This window comes from Enterococcus sp. C46, from assembly GCF_040887565.1.
Taxonomy (GTDB): Bacteria; Bacillota; Bacilli; order Lactobacillales; family Enterococcaceae; genus Enterococcus_B; species Enterococcus_B lactis.
In genome coordinates this window covers 115709-134374 of sequence record NZ_JBFOGA010000006.1, presented here as the reverse complement: position 1 = coordinate 134374, position 18666 = coordinate 115709, and the positions used below count along the sequence as shown (strand labels likewise).

Sequence of the window (18666 nt, the reverse complement as noted above, 5' to 3'; positions counted from 1 at the left end):
CATTTGCGTAAGCCACTGCTCCTTTTTCCAATTCTTGCAAAAAGACTAAATCTGACTGTGCTTGCGTCTAGCAAAGTACAATCCAGCAATCAGTAGAAGGACTACTCCTGCACCGATATACACATAGATTCCCTTACCGCCTGTTGAAGGAAGTGTACCTTTGTGTTTATTTGGTATTTTTTCAGGAGAAATCAACTGTCCTGCTGTTACATAAGATTGTTCATCGATAGTAAATGCTACACGGTTTGTTAATGGAACATATTTTTCTGGCGCTTTCGTTTCTTCCAGATAGTACGTGCCATATTTTAGACCTGTCACATCGATTAAACCGTTACTTGTGGTTGTAAAAACCGTTGCTGATTCTTTCGCCGATACCCAGCTGACGGCTTTTGTAGATGGGTCGATCGACAAATAGTTCGCTGTGTCACTATCTTGATCACGAACGACGAATTCTGCTCCAGCAAGTGTTTGGTCTGATGTAACGTCACCATCTACTTTAACAAATCGTTTGCCCCCAGTAACGACATCGACTGACGGTGGTGTTTGATCATTTGTATGCCCGTTATCGACATTTGCTTGGTTAGAAAATCCTTTGGTTGGATCTGCTTTTTCGTTCAAATGCATATAGTAAACGAATTTCAATGTACCGCCAGGAGTTAATGAAGGAATATAATTCGGATCAACTGAAACCGTGAATCCGTCTGTTTGCTCAGTGACAGAATAATTTACTGGGTCGATTTCTTTATTTCCATCATATAAGGCATAAGCATACGTTCCTGAAGAATCATTATCAAATGTTAAAGCAGCGTCATGAGTATCGATAAGTTTGAATGTTGTGTACTTGTTTTGCGTTCCTTCTTTATCAGCGATACCTAATGGGATATTGACAGAAATCTCATATTGAATTTTTTCACCGATTGCGACATCTTTTCCATTCAATTGAGGTGTTGTTTTATCGACTTTGGACGTATCATTTTTGATTGTCTTTTCTACAGGTGTTTGACTATTTGCCAAGATCTCAAACGGTGTGTTTGTTTGATTGTCAATCATTTCCGCATTATCAGGAGCTTTTACTTCTTCTAAATTATATTTTCCAACCTCTAAATGATTGACGATCAACTGTCCTTTTTCAATCGTTGCCTCGGCAAAGTCATTGTTGCCGATGTCATAAGAATGACCAGTAATGAAATGTTTGGCTTTGGTTTGATCCGTTGTCCAAGTGTACAATCCATCTGTGACGCTTTGGATGTATTTTTTGACGCTTGGTGTTCCTTCTTCTTTAGAAATAATAAATTCTGCTCCATTTAGTGCTTCGTTTTCGGCAGTACCGATTTTTGTAACTTTCAACGTTCCATCATTACCGACTGTATTTTTAGGGTAGAGATGGATAGTATCTAGTTCTTCTGTCCCGTATTTATAAGAGCCATCTGCTTGTTTGATCATCTCATATACAGGGAAAGCTAAAACCATGTTTGCGGCAGCTGACACTCCGTCTTTTGGTTCTTCTTTGATCGTGTAGACTGCATCTTTCCCATTTTGTTTTTTAGGTAAAGATAAAGTGACATTTCCATCCGCATCTGTCGTTCCTGAAGCAACTGGTGTACCAGGAGTCAAAGACTGGACTGCTTGTTTTGCTGCATCCACGGACGCTCCTTTATCTCGTTGCGCATAAAATTCTGGAGTGACGTTATAAACTGAAAATGAAATATCGGCTAATCCTTGGTATTGATCGAATTCGCTCATTTCTTTCCCGCTGTTTTGGATTAAAGGATCGGGTAAATCAGTCATTTTCTTTTTATGAAGGATGACTTGAGCTGCTGTCTCCTCTGCAAACACTTTTTTTGCGCCGAAGCTGTTTGTGAGTAATGGTAAAATAAGGAAAAGTACTCCTAACATAACGTTTATTTTTTTATGATTTTTCATTTTTTCACTCCTGTTCTTTTTTTGATAAACAACCAGATTGCAAAGCTTGCGAATACCATACCAACAACGCCTAAAAGTGTATTTTTCGTTTCGTTTGTTTTTGGAAGAAATGGACGGCTATTTTCTTTTTTATTGACTACTTTCAATATACTGTCCGCCTCTTTATCCTCAGAAAGAAAAGTTGAAATGGTAAACGGAATTTCTGTTTCACTTAAAATATAACCAGAAGGTGCTTCGATCTCTTTTAATCGATAACTTCCTGTTTTCAACCCGGAAATTGAAAAAGCGCCATTTTTATCGGAAATCAGGTGAAGCGCATCTGATTCGTTCTTTGTCCACTTGTATCCGTTGGCTGTTTGCTGGAGGTAATTTCCTGCTTTGTTTTTAATAAGGAATACTGCGCCAGCTAATCGTTTATCTGGTTTATTTGTCTCGATTTTGACAAATTGCTTACTCCCTGTATATACAGAAACTTTCTTTGTACTGATACCAAAACCAAAATCTAGTGTTCCGTTGTTATTGATTTCCTTGTTCGCCTGAGCTGTACTGTTTAGCTGCATCTGATAAGAAATATTCAGGTTTTTTCCAGCATATTTTTCTAGCGAAGGAATCGAAAATGCAATTTCAAATCCGTGTGGTTTCGTGTGTATGACAAATCCTTCTGATAGCTTTTGTCCATTCGATGAAATCGTTAGACTATTAGGTAAAAACGTTAATGCTCCATCCGCACTATCTGATAATACGAACTTTTGATAGTCTAAGATATTCATAGGGATCGTCGTGTGCAAGGAATAAGTGATTTTGTCACCAATCGTAAAATCATCCCTCGATTCTTCTAATACCTTTTCAAAAGGAGGATCAGGGTAGTTATTTTCTTCATTTTTAGGATACAAATGGATAGTTGAAAGTTTTTGATTGTTTTGTCCATATACAGGAAGAACAACTACCATATTCTCTGCCTTTTCTTTGACGACTTCTGGTGCTTTGGATTCAATGAAAAGATACGCTTTATCTCTTTTTTCTTGATCTTTAGCGGCCAGAGAAAAAGAAGCGATACCATCTTCGTTGTTAAGAGTTGTAGTTGTTGCTTCTGCGGTAAACGTACCGGAAGACGCACCGTTTTTTGCGATCTCTGTTTGTGCTTCTTCTACCGTTTTGCCCTTTTCCCGTAGATGGTAAAAAGAATCTGTGACATCATAAACTTGGAATGTGACACCATTTAATCCTCGATACGTTTGTAATAACGCTTTTTCTTGTCCGTCATTTGGATGATTTTTCGGCAGTTGCCCGTTTGGGAAAAGCAATTTGTGTAAAGTAATCTGAACCATTTCTGTTTCTGTTTCTGTTGCTGCCTGAGTAAAAGCTGGTTTAAATAGTAACAAGAAGAGACACATACTAAGCCAACCAAGTTTTTTCATATTTAGCTGCCCCCTCTTTCTTTTTTCAAAAAAAGATACCAAATAGAAAACGCACAACCAATCATCCCTACTAGATAGATTCCTAAACGGCCAATTCCTCCCGTTTCAGGTAATGGTACTTTTGCCTGATTCGTGATGTCTAAAGAAATCTGGTTGTTTTTGGCTCCTGGTGACAGAACAGATTCATGATCTTGTCCATCCACTTGAATTAACCCATCTTCGTGTATAACTATAGTAACTGGCTCTTTTAGACCTTGGTATCCTTCTGGTGTAAAAGTTTCGGTCAGCGTATAAGTTCCAGGTTTTAAATTTTCGAATAGAAAGGTATCTGTTTCTTGTCCATCTTTTGGCGATTCTAAGTCCATTTCTGGTCCCTGCAGTCTGAATTTTGCTCCTTTTAATGTCTGTCCGTTGTCTTCTTTTTTGTGTACCGTTAGATCAAACGCTTTTAGTCGATTTTGATGAGTGAGCGTCCATACATTATTTGTCATCTCGGTATTTTTTCCCGTGTAAATGATTTTTCCATATTTATCGATTTGGAATTCATAATTTCCCGGCGAAGTATCATATCCGGCAGGACCAGCTGTTTCAACGACTCGGTATTTACCAGGTGTGAGTGAATCAAAACTGGCAAGACCTTTTTCATTCGTTGTTTGGCTGTCAATTGGCTGATAAGTACCATTTGCTTCTTTTTTCTGTAGGGAAAATGCTGCTCCTTTAAGATTTATCTCTTTGTCCGTCCCTTGCATCGTATACTTACGTACTGCTATAGGAATTTCAACAAAAGGATTTTCAATGGTCAACTGGATCGTATCATCGGAAGTAGTGACTGTTTTTCCATCAATGGTTACCGTACCATCAGAAGCAATCTTGATTTCCCAAGTAGTCTTTTTGCTTAATTCATGCCCTTCTGGAGCTTTTGTTTCTGTCAGTGTATAAGTCATTTCTTTTTGCAATTTGACATTTTCTGGAAGAGAATAGGTTCCGTCGCCATGATCTGTTAGTAAAGTATCAATAGAATCTCCTGTTAATTTGAAAACAGCGCCAATAAGATCCTTTTCACCTGTAGAGGAATTTTTCGTTATTTTCAAGTTTAACGGTGTGAATTGTTTAGTATTTTTCCATGTCATTGCATCTATTTGTTGAGAATCGTATCCTGGTACAGGTAATTCTTTGATTGTTTGGTAACTGAATGCTTGACCTTGATTATTGTATTGAGGTAGTGATAATATCTCTTGATAACTTTCTCCGCTATTTGCAGATAATTTGTCAATGTCTGCACGTTCCCACGTATTTGTTGTATCTTTAGCTGGTTTAATGATGCGGATATATCCGTTTTTCCAAGCTGCAGCATTTGTCGTATGTTCCCGTTGAATCTCAAAAGTAACTTGATCTGGACGATCAGCTAGATTGTTGTCAAATTCTTCCCATAACTTTTTGATGTGAAGACTGACTCCGGGAGCTTTAGCAGATGGTATACCGAATTCAGCTAATTCATTGGTATCAATGTTTGGCTGGAAAGTTGTCCTGCCGTTCATTTGATACCAGAAATTTGGATGGAAGTCCTCATTTTCTGTTTGGATTCTCACTTGGTAATGGATTTGGATTTCTTGGTCTTTTCCTAAATAGATCTGATTGCTCTTGATGGTATTTCCTTCTATGGAAATAGATGGAGTGACCGTTGTAGGACTTGTCCCCACACTCTTGACTGAAAGTGTACCAGGCTGATAAATGAATGGTTCTGCGATTGGATCATTTATTTGTCCATTGCTTACAGTTGCTGAGATCTGTACAGCTTTTTTGGCTAGGTATTCAGAGATATCTGTTGCATGATCAGCTGATTCATAGTAAAGATCGCCTTTTTCATCTGATGAAACCATTTGTCGCATACGAGACTCTACTTCTGCTTTTGAGAGACCAGCTGCCGGATCGCTTTGAAGTTGGATGCCAAGACCATGTATTTCGATTCCTCGTTCTTTGAGTGCCATCGCTTCTCCGATGGTTGCGATAAACGTACTGTCGATTCTTCTGGATAGATTGTTTTGGTCAGGTGCATCATAGATTCTTGAGATTAGAGAAGTATTTCCCGGCCGATCTTGCGTATTAGAAAACTGAGTTCCGTAATAATTGCTGCTTGATTGTGCGTGTACCCGCTGTACTTTATAGGAAAATGTTGGTACACCATCCGTCAGCAAAACGATCACTTTTTTATGTCCATTTGGAACGGATAGCATGTTTCCTGCATCTCTTAGTGCTTTTTGTGTAAAAGTACCACCATTTGTCCATGAAGGTGTAATGGATTTTACTTGATTTTTCACTGAATCAAATGAACCCATCTGTACTGCACCGTTACTGTAGCTATATCCTTCGATTGAGTAGCCGACATATCCCATATTGATTTTGTCTGTGATACCGCTATCTGCTAAAGTATCGACAAAACGATCGACACCAATCTTTACTTCACCGATCCGATTATTGTCGTTCATACTTCCAGACCAGTCTACGACCAATACGAGATCAAGAGGAGTGATATTTTTTTGAGTATTTCCTCGAACATTCAGATACAAGTCAAACAATCCAGGAGTCGCTGTTTCTTTGGCAAATTTTCGGATGGCATAATCGGCATCCTCTTTTTCCCCACCATATTCAATATAAGAATTGTTGCGATTGGTTGGATTGCCATCCCACCCATTCAGCCCGTCCCATTGCTGTTGTCCTTGGCGATTGCCCTGATGATTACGCACATATTGACTATTATCCGGTTGCCACATTGCCTTAGGGTATGTTCCTTGCTCATCTGTGGTATATTCTGGTTCAATCGTAGCTAACCCCTTAGGTTTCAACTGTGCATTAAATAATTGTGGTTGTTCAAACGGACGATATTCGTCTTTATCTAACGATGAATCATCCGATATCTCATGATTTTCATAAGAAGTTGATGTTTCAGACGTTTTTTCATTTGTTTGTGCAGTTTCCTGATTCTTATTATCTATAGAAAATGAAAAGGAAACAGGTTCGGATAAAAGTAACTGACCCGTTTTTTCTTCTATCTGAATATTGAGTTGAAATTCTTTGCTCGTACTCGGCAACTCAATGGTCCATTCTTTTTCTTCAATAGTTTGAGAAAAATAACCTGCTAGCCATTTTCGTTGTTGTTCATCTGTGTATTCTTGATATTCCTGAGAAACATAAGAGGAAAGCAGATTCGTTTCAGGTGCATCTTTTGAATGTAGCTGGAATAAAAATCGGGTTTCTTGCGTTTGCGCATTTAATCGATACAAGATCGTTAGCTGATGATCTATTTTCCTAATACTTACTTTGCCGTATTCATTGTTTAATACTTCTATGGTTGATTCTTCATTGGCTGCCACAGTCTCCCCTTTTTGGATATGGAAATAGGTGACGAAAAATAGAGAAAATAGACAGAAAACGATAAAATAATTTCGCTTCTTCATTTATGGATACCTCCTTAGAAAAAATTTAATATTCAATTAGATAATATAAAAAAAAGAAAAAATTCACTAATCTTTCTAATTCTCTTCTCTTTTGGCTGTAACTATTCAATCAGAGTTATTTTAAAGGAAATTAAACTTGAGATAGATTAATAAATATATCTAATAATTAGTTATTGAAAATAGGTTATTTATTCTTTTCTCTCACAAAATATACTCATTAAGTGGTAATTTTGAGATAAATTAAAAAAAAATATTTCTAAATCCTGTATAGTTTTTTTAGAAAATCGAGACAAGTATTTACAAGAAAAAATAAATACGGTATTAATAATAAAAACATAAAAAGAAGGTGAAGAATTGATTGAAAAAATTTTATTAGATGACCATGCGAGAATGAAATTAAGCGTGTATGGAAAGGTGATGACCTTACGGCCGGGGGAATATAGTTTAGATCATGTACGAGAAAACTTAGATTTCTATTTCAGTGCGACTCGTTTCAAAAAAATCCTATGTGATATACAAGATGATTTAGAACAATTTACTGATATTAAACTGTTACATAATAAAAATAAGTTATCCATTCCTGAACAACTTGTTCAATATATCCAATACCAACATTACCTATCAACAGAAAGTGTTCCTTATAAATTATTGATCAGTCTTCTGACCGAACAAGATGAAAATCTTGCAGCTTTTTGCAATCGCCAATTTATCAGCCGCTCAACGTGTTTTCGGCAAATAAAAAAATTGGCTGAATATTTGAAGGAATACAATATCAACTTGAATTTATCGAATCTTACCTTATCTGGTTCTGAAATGCTGATTCGCATCATCTTTTTCAATTTCTTTTGGTTTGTTTCATTAGGGGAAAGCCTGGATAGCATTCCTTACAGCCAAGAAGTTCGTGCATTGATTTATAAGCACGAAGGATCGCAACACAAGAATAAGTTTGATTTAGGAAAAAAACAAGCCAGCCTCCATTGCCTGATTTGTTTGCTGAGGATCGAAAACAATCATTTTACGGATATCTATAGATTATCAAGAGATTCCTTTATTCCAAGCGAAACAAACATTGACTTTTTTTACGACTTCTTCAAAATTGCGAATCTTCGTTTAGATATCTTAGAGGTAAACTCTTTGTTTTACTTATTCTATTACTGGCCGCTTCTTACCTCTAATCAAGACATTCGTGTGCCGATCGTTCATCATTCGTATGAACAACCGAGCAATGAGGTCAAAGATATCTTAGAGGAATTTCAGAAGCATTGTCAGACATTTATTGGTACACTCCAGTTTGAAAAAGAGCCAGCTTTGCTTTTGAATCTCTATCTATCAATTGGTAATTTTAGCATGTTCAAGCAAAAAATTCCTTTGACCACACTATTTATCTCTTCTTATATTAAAGATAAATACCCACTTTTACGTATCTTGACAATCAAAATCGAAGGTTTTTGGAAAAAAATCGCACAACGAAAAAACTATACATGGCTGAAATCATGCGTAAGTGAATTAGCCTTTCTACAAACCAGTTTACTTTATCCGTATTATTCAGAAATCGATGAAAACTATAAATTGAAAGTTGGGTTTGTTAACGTCTCTGAACATCTGATTTCCGAAGAAATCTTGAATTTAGGAAAGAAAATCCCCTTTGTAGATATCGAGCTACTCACACTTCCCATCACTGAAGAATATGACTTTTTCATCTTTGGTTCACCTCTACTGATTCCTGCTGGTCTTGATTCTTCTAAGTATACAGTCCTTGATTTTTGTCATTACAGCGATTTTGAAACTGATCTGTATCAACGTCTTTTAGAAGTTCATCATCTCAAATTACAAAATTTGTTCTCTAATTAGCTGATTTATGTAAAAAAGTGGCTATGACATAAGTTCCTAAAAAGAGCTGAACCCTTATCTATCAAGGGTTCAGCCATCGTTTCTTTATTCAGATTTTTCTTCAGCTATGAAGTTAAGTTCATTGACGATAATTGAAGCTAGGTGCTTTTTGAATAGGATTAATCACTTTGCTAATAATAAATTTTAATGATTAGTTTTCAATCGTATTCAAGTTACGTGGTGTGCTTTTGGTAAAAAGCTACTTATCAATTAGTTTCAAAGGTTCTACATTAGCAAAATTATCAATTTTTGTAATTTAACTAGTAAAACGATATTCCCAAGCTTTTTCTTTACGCTTATTATTAACAGAATATCTAAGCATATACTTATATTTTTAGCGAAATTCTTTGTAAATCTCAATAAATTTCATCTGGATTGTCATAAGTAATAATCCCTAATGCTATGCTTATCTTTATCAATAAATTCAAATAAAGATTTTTTTACATTGATTAAAATATGGAGGCTCAAAAAAATGAACATTTTCTCTTTTGGATAATTAAATGAAATACCATCTGTATAAGATTCAACATCCATATTAGTTAATTGAATCTTTTAGTAAAGAAATATCCCTTATTTTTTTATTAAAGATTGCTTATTAAAGCAACAACCTACCTTGTACTTACTTTCTTGTTTTGTCCCCTCTATCTGTCCACCGCTAGTAATACCACTTACGTTCGTTATATTTAGGAAGGAGGTCGCAAACCCTTCCTCTAGAGAAAAAGGATGATTAAACTCTTTTTTACAAATTTCTTTCTGTCTTGGCCATTCTTCAATGTTTACAATGGTTTTGTTAATCAGATTGATAAATTTGTTGGGATAATTTAATATTGAATACCATAAAGAACGCATAGATTTATCTAAATTATTAATTGCAGTCATTTTCACATTCTTTTGAATTAATAGCTGAATGGGCCACCCCGGCTCCCTCTGCAAAATGCTCGATATCTCGATATAAATTTCATATTCTCCAATACTCTTGTCTATTGTTTTTTTCAAATTTATACAATTGACTTTTTCCTGCCAGATACCTCAAAAGGGAGTTGGTTGTTGGCAAAAAATACACCTCCTGAAATATTTATTTTTTGCATTATTAAATCTTCATCAACTTTTTGTCCTTACATACATATCTGCATATATATCCAGCTTTAATCTGTCATCACTTGAATTTTACCAAAAGTATTCGTTAAATAGTTTATTTATAGTTTTTAATATCTCTTTGGATAAAAACTTTTTTAATCATCGTTGGAGAGTATTGGGTCATTATCACCTGAATACCCTAGTCTTAAAAAAATTGGGTTAAGACATAAAAAAATTCAATTTGTGCAGCTGGAAAAAGACCTGCGTCTACTTCATCAATTAGCAAGATTCCTCCTTCAATTTCTTAAACGATAACAAGACTCTTACAATTGTCCAACATTATCTTCACCTACAGATATTGATTGAAAGTTATATTCAGAAGTATGTGGTTGCTAAAGAGTTTACCGTCCCACTAATAGTATCAATTGCTGCGACAAATTATATCCAGTAAGCTCTAACTTCAAGCCTTTATTTTCTTCAACATATACATCAGTAGCAAAATCATAATCACGAGAAACAATTAGAGTTAAGCAATTTACATTAAGATAAATTATCATTGGATTCATTGCATTTCTAGCTCTCTTAACACTGGACTATTTTTGCTATAATCTTTTGATAAATTTAACTTTAGATTTTTCTTTTCTACTCCATCATATAGTTCAATACCAACATCCAGTGAACTAGGTAAATCATAGTTTTCTAAGAATCTAAAGTGTTCTGAAAATACAAATTCATATGCTTTATCCAACAACGTTTTGTATACTTTCAAATGATTTCGTTTAATTGGATTCTCAGTATAACCTGTTGAGAATATAGTATACCCTATCGTTACATATCCCATTCATTATTATACCAGTATTTCTTTGTGATACATAAGGGTGTAAAAATAGCTTCTTATACTAAAGACTACAAGTAGTTATTGAAGCAAGTCTTCATAAGACACCTGTAGAACATCCCTAATAGCTCTCAATTGATCCAACTTAATGTGTTGGCGGCCGCTTTCAATCTTAACCAATGTTTCCCTAGTTATAGCGATTTTTCTAAGCTGTAGGTCTCTAACTAGCTCGGTTTGACCGATTCCTTTTTCTACTCGGAATCGTCTAATATTGCTACCGATTACATTTTCTCTATCAATAATTTTTTCCTCTTTCAAGAATAGCACACCTTTTGGACTAAAATTAGTCCTTTTTCTTATTAATGTTAAAGATTTGGTATGCTACAATGGGACTAGTATTAGTCCATATTCAATTTTAAGGAGGAATTTCTTTGAAAAAATTTGCAATCATTCTAACCTGCGCTTTACTCATCAGAACTATAAGCGGGTGTACCACTTCTGACACAAATTCTACAAGTACGGAAACTAGTACAACAACCTCAGAAAAGAATTACCCTATACATTTTTTTCCGGTTCCAGATGGATTTGAAGCTTATTATCATGATAAAAAACTAGATGTCCCTTTATCAGAAACTGAACCTACTGAAAAGATTTTGCCAATTGAAATTGAAAGAAATCAAGAGGATATAAAACTCAAGGCCGATCTTCCCATACTGAACAGCACAGAAATTGATTGGCACGAGAACATTAAAGTAACTATTGAAAAAGGAGCATTAGCACAACTTTATACTGAAAAAGTTGAACAATTTTTTGAGGCTGGTGCCAATAAAGACTTTTTAAAAATAAGCGATTATTCGGATAACTTTTTTAATGAAACCCAAGATGAAATCATGAACTCAACTTTTATGGCTGAAGATATGTACAATATGACGTTAAAAAAAATTAAAGCTTACGACCATCCGTTAAATCTGACACTAAATAATGGATTGCTCTCTTTTGTATTAGCAGGTTACGTTGACTATGAATATTCACCAGCTTATTTGGAGAAACCTCTTCAACACGAGAACAATGATATTAATTTTAGATTTGTCTACAATTCAAAAAGGAAAACATGGTTAGTTGATCAACTAAGCACTATAAACACAAGCTTCCATGAATTACCTAAACCTGAAACTGAAGCTAATATGGTCATTAAAACATTCTAAAAAAGAAACGTTGAAGGAATAATCATTCTTTCAACGTTTCTTTTATTGTTTTTCAGTTTACAGTCTTACCTGAGCGAATAATCTGATTTCTAAACTCTCGAAAAACTTCTTGTGGTTGATAATAGTCTGTATCTATTTCAAATATTTCCGAAAACAATTCAAGGAACTTTTCTACTGAAATGATAATGTTACCATCTTCCTCTTGGCTGTTTTCTATTATTTCTGCTTCTAATTCAAATAAATCTAGTGACGAACTAAAATCATAAATCCTGTCATATTGAACAAAAAAATCAAGAAAAAGTTGCTCAAACTCTTCCTTATTTATCACTAGTGTTTCAAGCGGAACAACTTTATTTTCATCAGACATTCTCCCAATTTCCTCACTTTCATTTTCAATCGTTCATTGTTGCGGACGTATCAGATTTTCTCTATCATTTTTCAGTGCATAGATTACTTGTAATACACGACCATGCTTTGTAAACTTTTTTAGTTAGTCGAATATTTTTTAAATGTGCGTTTCATACTATACGCTTGATAGATTTTCTCCTATTTTTTAATCTTTTATCACAACTTTTATCGTTTTTTCTTCTGAAAAAAATCTTGCTTACATCGTTACATAGTTTCCAAAAAGATACATTACTAGTAGAAACAACAAGATTCCTTTATTTCCCGCTGAAATGGGAAGTATATTTTAAACATTTTTTCTCCTTCAACTTACACTATAAAGTATCTTAATCACGCGATATGCTGGCCACTAAATTCATTATATTTGATTCCTTTTTTTAGATAATGTAGCATCTTTTTATCCAATAACGCAATTGTTTTCAAGGATAAATTTCTTAAGATGGTACATTTCAAAATGGTATTTGACATATAAAACAAAAAAGAAAGAAAAGAGCATAAGGGAAAACTGATAGCACCTTCCTACAGGAAGGTGGCTAAGTTAGCTGTGCCAACTGGTTTTCTTTCAAAATCACTTCATATTTTTTTGATACCACAAAAAAATCCATTTTGGACCTATTTTCGGTCATAATATAGTACCTACTTTTGGTCATAGTTTCGTCCGTAATTTTGGTCATAGTGACTAAGGCTTTTACACACAAAATTGGTTTAAATTTGCTTTCTTTAACACTTCATTTATATCATAGCAATTATAATGTTTACACTACATCATTCCTAATTTTAACGGTTGTTCCTCTTTATATTTTTTAAGTTCTACATTTTTTTGAGTTTAATTGCTTTTCTCTTTAGTGTTGAAGCAGATACACTCGATTAATTCAAGTGTATCTGCGTTTTGGTCAAGACAGCAGATTTGATCTATTAGACGATTTCCAATCATATTAAGAGTCCTTTCTTGTTTATTTACTTAGAGCATCTATGATATACATTCTGTTATCTTGTTCTTCTAAAGCAATTTCTTTCCAGTGATTTCGAGATACCGTGTTTTCAAGAGTTGTATGAATTATGGATTGATAACTACAGAACAAGAGTAAAACCGTCTTCTGTTGCCGTTGCTCAACGTTTTTGCAAAAACCATATATTACCTGCTTTTGGGGAATTACGATTGGATAAAATAAGTGTTAGTTATTGCCAAAAACAGGTGAATGAATGGCACAAAACATTAAAACAATATGGTTTCTTGAGAAAAACAACTGCTCAAATATTTAAATTTGGAGTAGCAAAGGAAGTCTGTAAGGATAATCCTATGTCTAAAACATTGCTTCCAAGAAAAATTGAAGAAGAACAACCCTTGAAGTTTTACACGAAAGATCAATTACAACTGTTTTTACAGAATACTAAAGAAAATAATTCAGTTAAACTGTACACTTTTTTCCGTTTATTAGCTTATACAGGAATGCGTAAAAGCGAGGCATTGGCGCTTCAATGGGAAGATATAGACTATTTCAATAAAACAATAACAATTGGTAAAACTATCGCTCAAGACGAGTTTAATCAAGTAGTTCTACAAGTACCTAAAACTAAAAATTCTTCAAGAACGATTCAGCTTGATGATTCTACACTTAAACAACTGCGTATTTGGCAACAAGAGCAAATGAAAATAATGATCTTATATGGCTATAACACGAATTCACCAAAGCAGTTTCTTTTCACTACAAACACAAACAAGCTGTACTACCCCCAAGTAGTAAACGATTGGTTAGACTGGATTTACAAAAAGACACCGATGGAGCCTCAAATTACTCCACATGGATTTAGGCATACCCACTGTAGCTTATTGTTTGAAAGTGGTGCTTCGATAAAAGAAGTACAAGAACGATTAGGTCACAAAGATATTAAAACTACCATGAATATCTATGCTCATGTCACACCACAATCTGTTAAGAAAACAGGTGACCGATTTGCAAAATTTATGGGCGAATAATTCCAAACATAGCCAAAAACGTAGCCAACTATTAAAATGCAAATAAAAAAATGCTCGAAACGCTTTAATATAAACGTTTCGAGCAATGAAATAGTTATTAGCCAACTGACCCTTCCATCTCATAACTGATCAATCGGTTGAGTTCGACTGCATATTCCATTGGAAGTTCTTTGGTGAATGGTTCAACAAAGCCCATGACGATCATTTCAGTTGCTTCAGATTCTGTCAGGCCTCGGCTCATCAGATAGTAGAGTTGTTCTTCTGAGATTTTTGAGACTTTGGCTTCGTGTTCTAAAGAGACTTGGCTGTTGTGGATCTCATTGAATGGGATCGTATCGGATTTCGACCATTCGTCCATGATGATCGTGTCACATTCGATATGAGAGATCGAACCCGCACTGTTTTTGGCAAAGGTTACTTGTCCTCGATAGTTTACTTCACCGCCGTCTTTTGAGATTGATTTAGAGACGATGGAACTAGAAGTGTTTGGTGCGTTGTGGATCATTTTTGCACCTGTATCTTGGATTTGGTTTGCTCCTGCAAAGGCGATGGAGAGCATGGTGCCTCGTGCGCCTTTTCCATCTAAGTAAACACTTGGGTATTTCATCGTTGTTTTTGCACCTAGGTTTCCGTCGATCCATTCAACGGTTGCGCCTTCGTATGCTTTTGCTCGTTTGGTTACTAAGTTGTACACATTGTCTGACCAGTTTTGGATCGTGGTGTAACGGCAATACGCATCTTTTCTTGTAAAGATTTCTACGATGGCGGCATGCAGACTATTACTTGAATAAGTAGGTGCCGTACAGCCTTCGACATAGTGGATGCTTGCTCCTTCGTCAACGATGATCAGCGTACGTTCGAATTGCCCCGTGTTTTCCGCATTGATCCGGAAGTACGTTTGTAATGGAACATCGACTTTGACGCCTTTTGGCACGTAAATAAAGGTTCCACCTGACCATACGGCTGAATTCAGCGCTGCTAATTTGTTGTCGGTTGGCGGTACAATTTTTGAAAAGTACTCTTTGAATAATTCAGGGTATTCTTTCAAAGCAGAGTCAGTGTCAGTAAAGACGATTCCTAATTTTTCGAATTCATCTTTCATATTATGGTACACGACTTCTGATTCATATTGTGCGGAAGCACCGGCTAGATAAGCTCGTTCAGCTTCTGGGATACCAATCTTTTCAAATGTATCTTTGATTTTTTCTGGTACGTCTTCCCAGTCACGAGCGGGTTTGTCACTTGGTTTTTGGTAATATTTGATGGCATCGAAATCGATGTCTGAAAGGTCGGGCCCCCATGTTTGCATTGGCATTTTATTGAATGTTTCTAGAGATTTCAGACGGAATTCAAGCATCCATTCTGGTTCGCCTTTGATTCTTGACATCTCACGGATCACTTCTTCTGTCAAGCCTTCTCCTGTACTGAAAACCGGTTCGACATCATCGTGAAACCCGAATTTATATTCTTCTAATTCTGGTACGCCCATGTTCTCACTCCTCTTCCTTGTGGTAATGATGGAAAGCTGCGGTACCATCGTTTTCCATTGCTTTTCCTAGTGCTTTCCAGGCAAGTGTCGCACATTTGATCCGAGCGGGAAATTTAGCTACACCACCAAGCATAGCAGCATCGCCTAATTGGTCGGGATCTTGGACTTCTTTTCCTTGGACAAGCTGTAGAAAGTCTACAGTTAAATGTTCTGCTTCTTCTATTGATTTTCCAATGACGGCGTCTGTCATCATCGAGGCACTTGCCGTACTGATGGAGCAGCCGCTGCCGTCAAAGGCGATATTTTTGATGATTCCGTCTTTTACATCGACTTGCAATTCGATCACATCTCCACATGTGGGGTTGTTCAATTCAATCTTGCTTGTCGAGTCGGTCAAGCTTCCACGATGATGCGGATGGGAAGAATGATCCAAGATCACTTGACGGTATAAATTGTCTAATTTAGATAGTCCCATGTTGGAAAAACTCCTTTGTTGCCATGATTGCTTCAACTAAACGGTCGGCGTCGTGCGTCGTGTTGTAGAAATAAAAGCTGGCGCGAGCAGTCGCTGATACTTCAAGGTACTTCAATAGCGGTTGCGCACAATGATGACCTGCTCTAACGGCTACCCCTTCCATGTCTAAAGCTGTCGCGACATCATGGGGATGTAACCCATCCAAATTGAACGCAACAACTCCTGTCCGAAATTTCGGGTCTTGCGGACCATAAACAGTCAATCCATCGATTGCTTGTAATTTTGGCAACACATAAGCGGCTAGTTCTTCTTCATATCGATGGATATTGTCCATGCCGAGTTCTTGCAAATAATCGATTGCATGGCCTAATGCGATAGCGCCAGCGATATTTGGTGTCCCTGCTTCGAATTTCCAAGGTAGTTCTTTCCATGTACTGTCGTATAATTCGACAAAATCAATCATTTCGCCACCAAATTCAACGGGTTCCATTTCTTCTAACCATTTTCGTTTACCATATAAAACACCAATACCTGTTGGTCCGCACATTTTGTGTCCGCTGAAAGCAAAGAAATCACAGTCTAGTGCTTGGACATCAATGGCCATGTGCGGGGCAGATTGTGCACCATCTACTACGATGACCCCACCGTTTTCATGGACAAGTTCAGCTAATTCTTGAACAGGATTGATGACACCTAAAACATTGGATACATGAGCAATGGAGACGATTTTGGTTTTGTCCGTAATCTTTTTCGCTGCATCCTCCATATCCAGGAAGCCTTCTTCTGTTAGTTCGATATATTTCAGGACGGCACCTGTTCGTTTTGCCAACTGCTGCCATGGGATAACATTAGAATGATGTTCCATGTAAGAGATCACTATCTCGTCTCCTGCTTTGATATAGCGGTCGCCGAAGCTTCTGGCTACCCAATTCAAACTTGTCGTCGTACCACGAGTAAACAGCACTTCTGCTGTTTCTTTTGCATGGATGAACGCTCGTACTTTTTCTCTTGCTTGTTCATACTCATGGGTCGCGCGTTCTGCTAACGTATGGACACCGCGATGAACATTGGCGTTATCGTGTTCGTAATAGTGCGCTAATGCCTGGAGTACTTGTTTTGGCTTTTGGGTCGTCGCTGCATTATCCAGATAAACGAAAGGTTCATCATTGACGTCTTGAAATAAAATAGGAAAATCATTGCGTAGCTTTTTAGCATCGATCATCCATTCAACTTCCCTTCGATTACTTCGACTAATTCTTTCCGAACTTGTTCTACAGGGATTGCTGTTAAGACAGAACCGAGGAATCCTCGAATCACTAAGCGCTCTGCTTCTTCTTTATGCAATCCTCGACTCATCAGATAGTACATTTCTTCTGGATCAACTCGTCCTACACTGGCAGCATGTCCAGCAGTTACTTCGTTTTCATCGATCAAAAGAATAGGATTCGCGTCACCGCGTGCTTTGTCAGAAAGCATCAAGACACGGCTTTCTTGTTGAGCATCTGCACCTTTTGCTCCTTTCAAGATGTGGCCGATACCGTTAAAGGTCAATGTTCCTTTTTCTCGGATCACTCCGTGTTGCAAAATATGCCCGATCGTATGAGGTGCTTTATTGGTTACTCGTGTATCGATTCCTTGGATTTGTCTGCCCGAGCTGATCGCCACGATTTTGACTTCTGCGTGTGCACCTTCTCCTGCTAAATCTGAATCAAAGTCAGCGATCACATGACCGTCATTCATGACACCAATTGCCCAGTCGACAGAAGCGTCTCGTAAAATGTGCCCACGGCGATTCATATAAGAAGTAATATTCTCTCCTAATTGATCTACAGCTGAATATTTGATTTTTGAACCAGCTTTAGCGATGACTTCCACGATGATATTACCTGATGATTTTGCTACTTGTTCTTTGGTTGTCTGGAAACGTTCCAGATAAGAAAATTCACTATGTTCATCTGCCACGATCAACACATGCTTGAAGAAGTGCTCATCGGATGCGCCATCTTGAATGAATAAGGACTCGAGTGGTTCATCGATCACGACATTTTTAGGCACATACAGGAAAATACCGCTGTTCATAAAAGCTACATGGAGTGCAGTCAATTGGTCTTCGTCCATGTTTACTGCTTTTTTCATATAATATTCTTGGACTAGTTCTGGGTATTCGATCATTGCAGTAGACAAGTCGGTAAAAATGACTCCTTTTTCTGCTAATTCCACAGGTAGTTGTTCAAAAATCGTCCATGAACCTTGTTGGACAAGCACAGGATTGTCTTTCATTGCATCAAATGCTGGAATCGTGCCTGTTTCACTGATAGTTTGTGTTTCTTTCACATCGAATAACGACCAACGATGGAATTTCACCCGATCGATATGCGGCAATGGCAGTTCATCTGCTTTTGTTAGTGCGTCTTGACGGAAGGTTCTCATCCAATCAGGTTCGCCTTTACTTAAAGAAAAATCATTTACCGCGTCAAGATAATCGAGCCAGTTTTTTTCTTTCATTCTTGCTCCCC

The 18666-nt window shown here is 36.7% G+C and carries 13 protein-coding genes and 1 pseudogene; 3 read left to right on the top strand and 11 right to left on the bottom strand.

Translation table 11 applies throughout. From position 1 onward, the window contains the following. Positions 1-45 precede the first annotated feature (45 nt). Genes AB3I27_RS10290 through AB3I27_RS10280 form a run of 3 tightly spaced genes read right to left on the bottom strand, consistent with a single transcriptional unit; the run spans position 46 to position 6796 of the window. Positions 46-1923 carry a SpaH/EbpB family LPXTG-anchored major pilin gene (locus AB3I27_RS10290; RefSeq protein ID WP_104760386.1) on the bottom strand — a complete coding sequence of 626 codons (1878 nt, stop codon included), beginning with the start codon at positions 1921-1923 and terminating at the stop codon, positions 46-48. Beyond that, positions 1920-3341, bottom strand: coding sequence for a SpaH/EbpB family LPXTG-anchored major pilin (locus AB3I27_RS10285; protein ID WP_104760385.1), 1422 nt, complete (start codon positions 3339-3341; stop codon positions 1920-1922). Before AB3I27_RS10285 ends, AB3I27_RS10290 begins: the two co-directional genes overlap by 4 nt. 2 nt (positions 3342-3343) lie before the next feature. Next, positions 3344-6796, bottom strand: a complete 3453-nt coding sequence (locus AB3I27_RS10280; RefSeq protein ID WP_104760384.1) for a SpaA isopeptide-forming pilin-related protein — start codon at positions 6794-6796, stop codon at positions 3344-3346. 354 nt (positions 6797-7150) lie between these two features. Here AB3I27_RS10280 and AB3I27_RS10275 point away from each other — a divergent pair, with 354 nt between their 5' ends. Then, positions 7151-8647 carry a helix-turn-helix domain-containing protein gene (locus AB3I27_RS10275; RefSeq protein ID WP_002313382.1) on the top strand — a complete coding sequence of 499 codons (1497 nt, stop codon included), beginning with the start codon at positions 7151-7153 and terminating at the stop codon, positions 8645-8647. 609 nt (positions 8648-9256) lie between these two features. On the opposite strand, the gene AB3I27_RS10270 is transcribed toward AB3I27_RS10275, so the two are convergent. From AB3I27_RS10270 to AB3I27_RS10260, 3 genes are all read right to left on the bottom strand, one after another. Next, entirely contained in the window at positions 9257-9565 is a 309-nt protein-coding gene (locus AB3I27_RS10270) for a DNA methyltransferase (RefSeq protein WP_235688730.1), read from the bottom strand. 760 nt (positions 9566-10325) lie between these two features. Then, on the bottom strand, positions 10326-10604 hold the full coding sequence (locus AB3I27_RS10265; RefSeq protein WP_002314576.1) for a hypothetical protein: 279 nt from the start codon (positions 10602-10604) through the stop codon (positions 10326-10328). A 75-nt stretch (positions 10605-10679) separates the two neighbouring features. Next, the gene (locus AB3I27_RS10260) at positions 10680-10925 is read right to left on the bottom strand and encodes a helix-turn-helix domain-containing protein (RefSeq protein WP_002313380.1); all 246 of its coding nucleotides are present in this window, start codon (positions 10923-10925) and stop codon (positions 10680-10682) included. A gap of 104 nt (positions 10926-11029) precedes the next feature. Between AB3I27_RS10260 and AB3I27_RS10255 the strand changes: the two genes are divergently transcribed. After that, a complete protein-coding gene (locus AB3I27_RS10255; protein WP_045171916.1) occupies positions 11030-11803 on the top strand; it encodes a hypothetical protein in 774 nt (257 codons plus the stop codon). A gap of 52 nt (positions 11804-11855) precedes the next feature. Here the strand turns inward: AB3I27_RS10255 and AB3I27_RS10250 are convergent, their stop codons facing one another. Beyond that, a complete protein-coding gene (locus tag AB3I27_RS10250; RefSeq protein WP_002313378.1) occupies positions 11856-12170 on the bottom strand; it encodes a hypothetical protein in 315 nt (104 codons plus the stop codon). A 1077-nt stretch (positions 12171-13247) separates the two neighbouring features. On the opposite strand from AB3I27_RS10250, the pseudogene AB3I27_RS10245 reads away from it, so the two are divergent. After that, positions 13248-14186, top strand: a pseudogene (locus AB3I27_RS10245) (tyrosine-type recombinase/integrase); the annotation flags it as partial. Positions 14187-14283: 97 nt separating this feature from the next. Here the strand turns inward: AB3I27_RS10245 and sufB are convergent. The 4 genes from sufB to sufD are packed head-to-tail and all read right to left on the bottom strand — an operon-like array spanning position 14284 to position 18655. Beyond that, the gene (gene sufB / locus AB3I27_RS10240) at positions 14284-15675 is read right to left on the bottom strand and encodes a Fe-S cluster assembly protein SufB (RefSeq protein WP_368022987.1); all 1392 of its coding nucleotides are present in this window, start codon (positions 15673-15675) and stop codon (positions 14284-14286) included. 4 nt (positions 15676-15679) lie between these two features. Then, positions 15680-16150 carry a Fe-S cluster assembly sulfur transfer protein SufU gene (gene sufU / locus AB3I27_RS10235; RefSeq protein ID WP_002308248.1) on the bottom strand — a complete coding sequence of 157 codons (471 nt, stop codon included), beginning with the start codon at positions 16148-16150 and terminating at the stop codon, positions 15680-15682. Beyond that, positions 16137-17372, bottom strand: coding sequence for a cysteine desulfurase (locus AB3I27_RS10230; protein ID WP_002312075.1), 1236 nt, complete (start codon positions 17370-17372; stop codon positions 16137-16139). Before AB3I27_RS10230 ends, sufU begins: the two co-directional genes overlap by 14 nt. Beyond that, positions 17369-18655, bottom strand: coding sequence for a Fe-S cluster assembly protein SufD (gene sufD, locus AB3I27_RS10225; protein WP_002312073.1), 1287 nt, complete (start codon positions 18653-18655; stop codon positions 17369-17371). The genes AB3I27_RS10230 and sufD overlap by 4 nt, the downstream gene beginning before the upstream one ends. Positions 18656-18666: the final 11 nt, after the last annotated feature.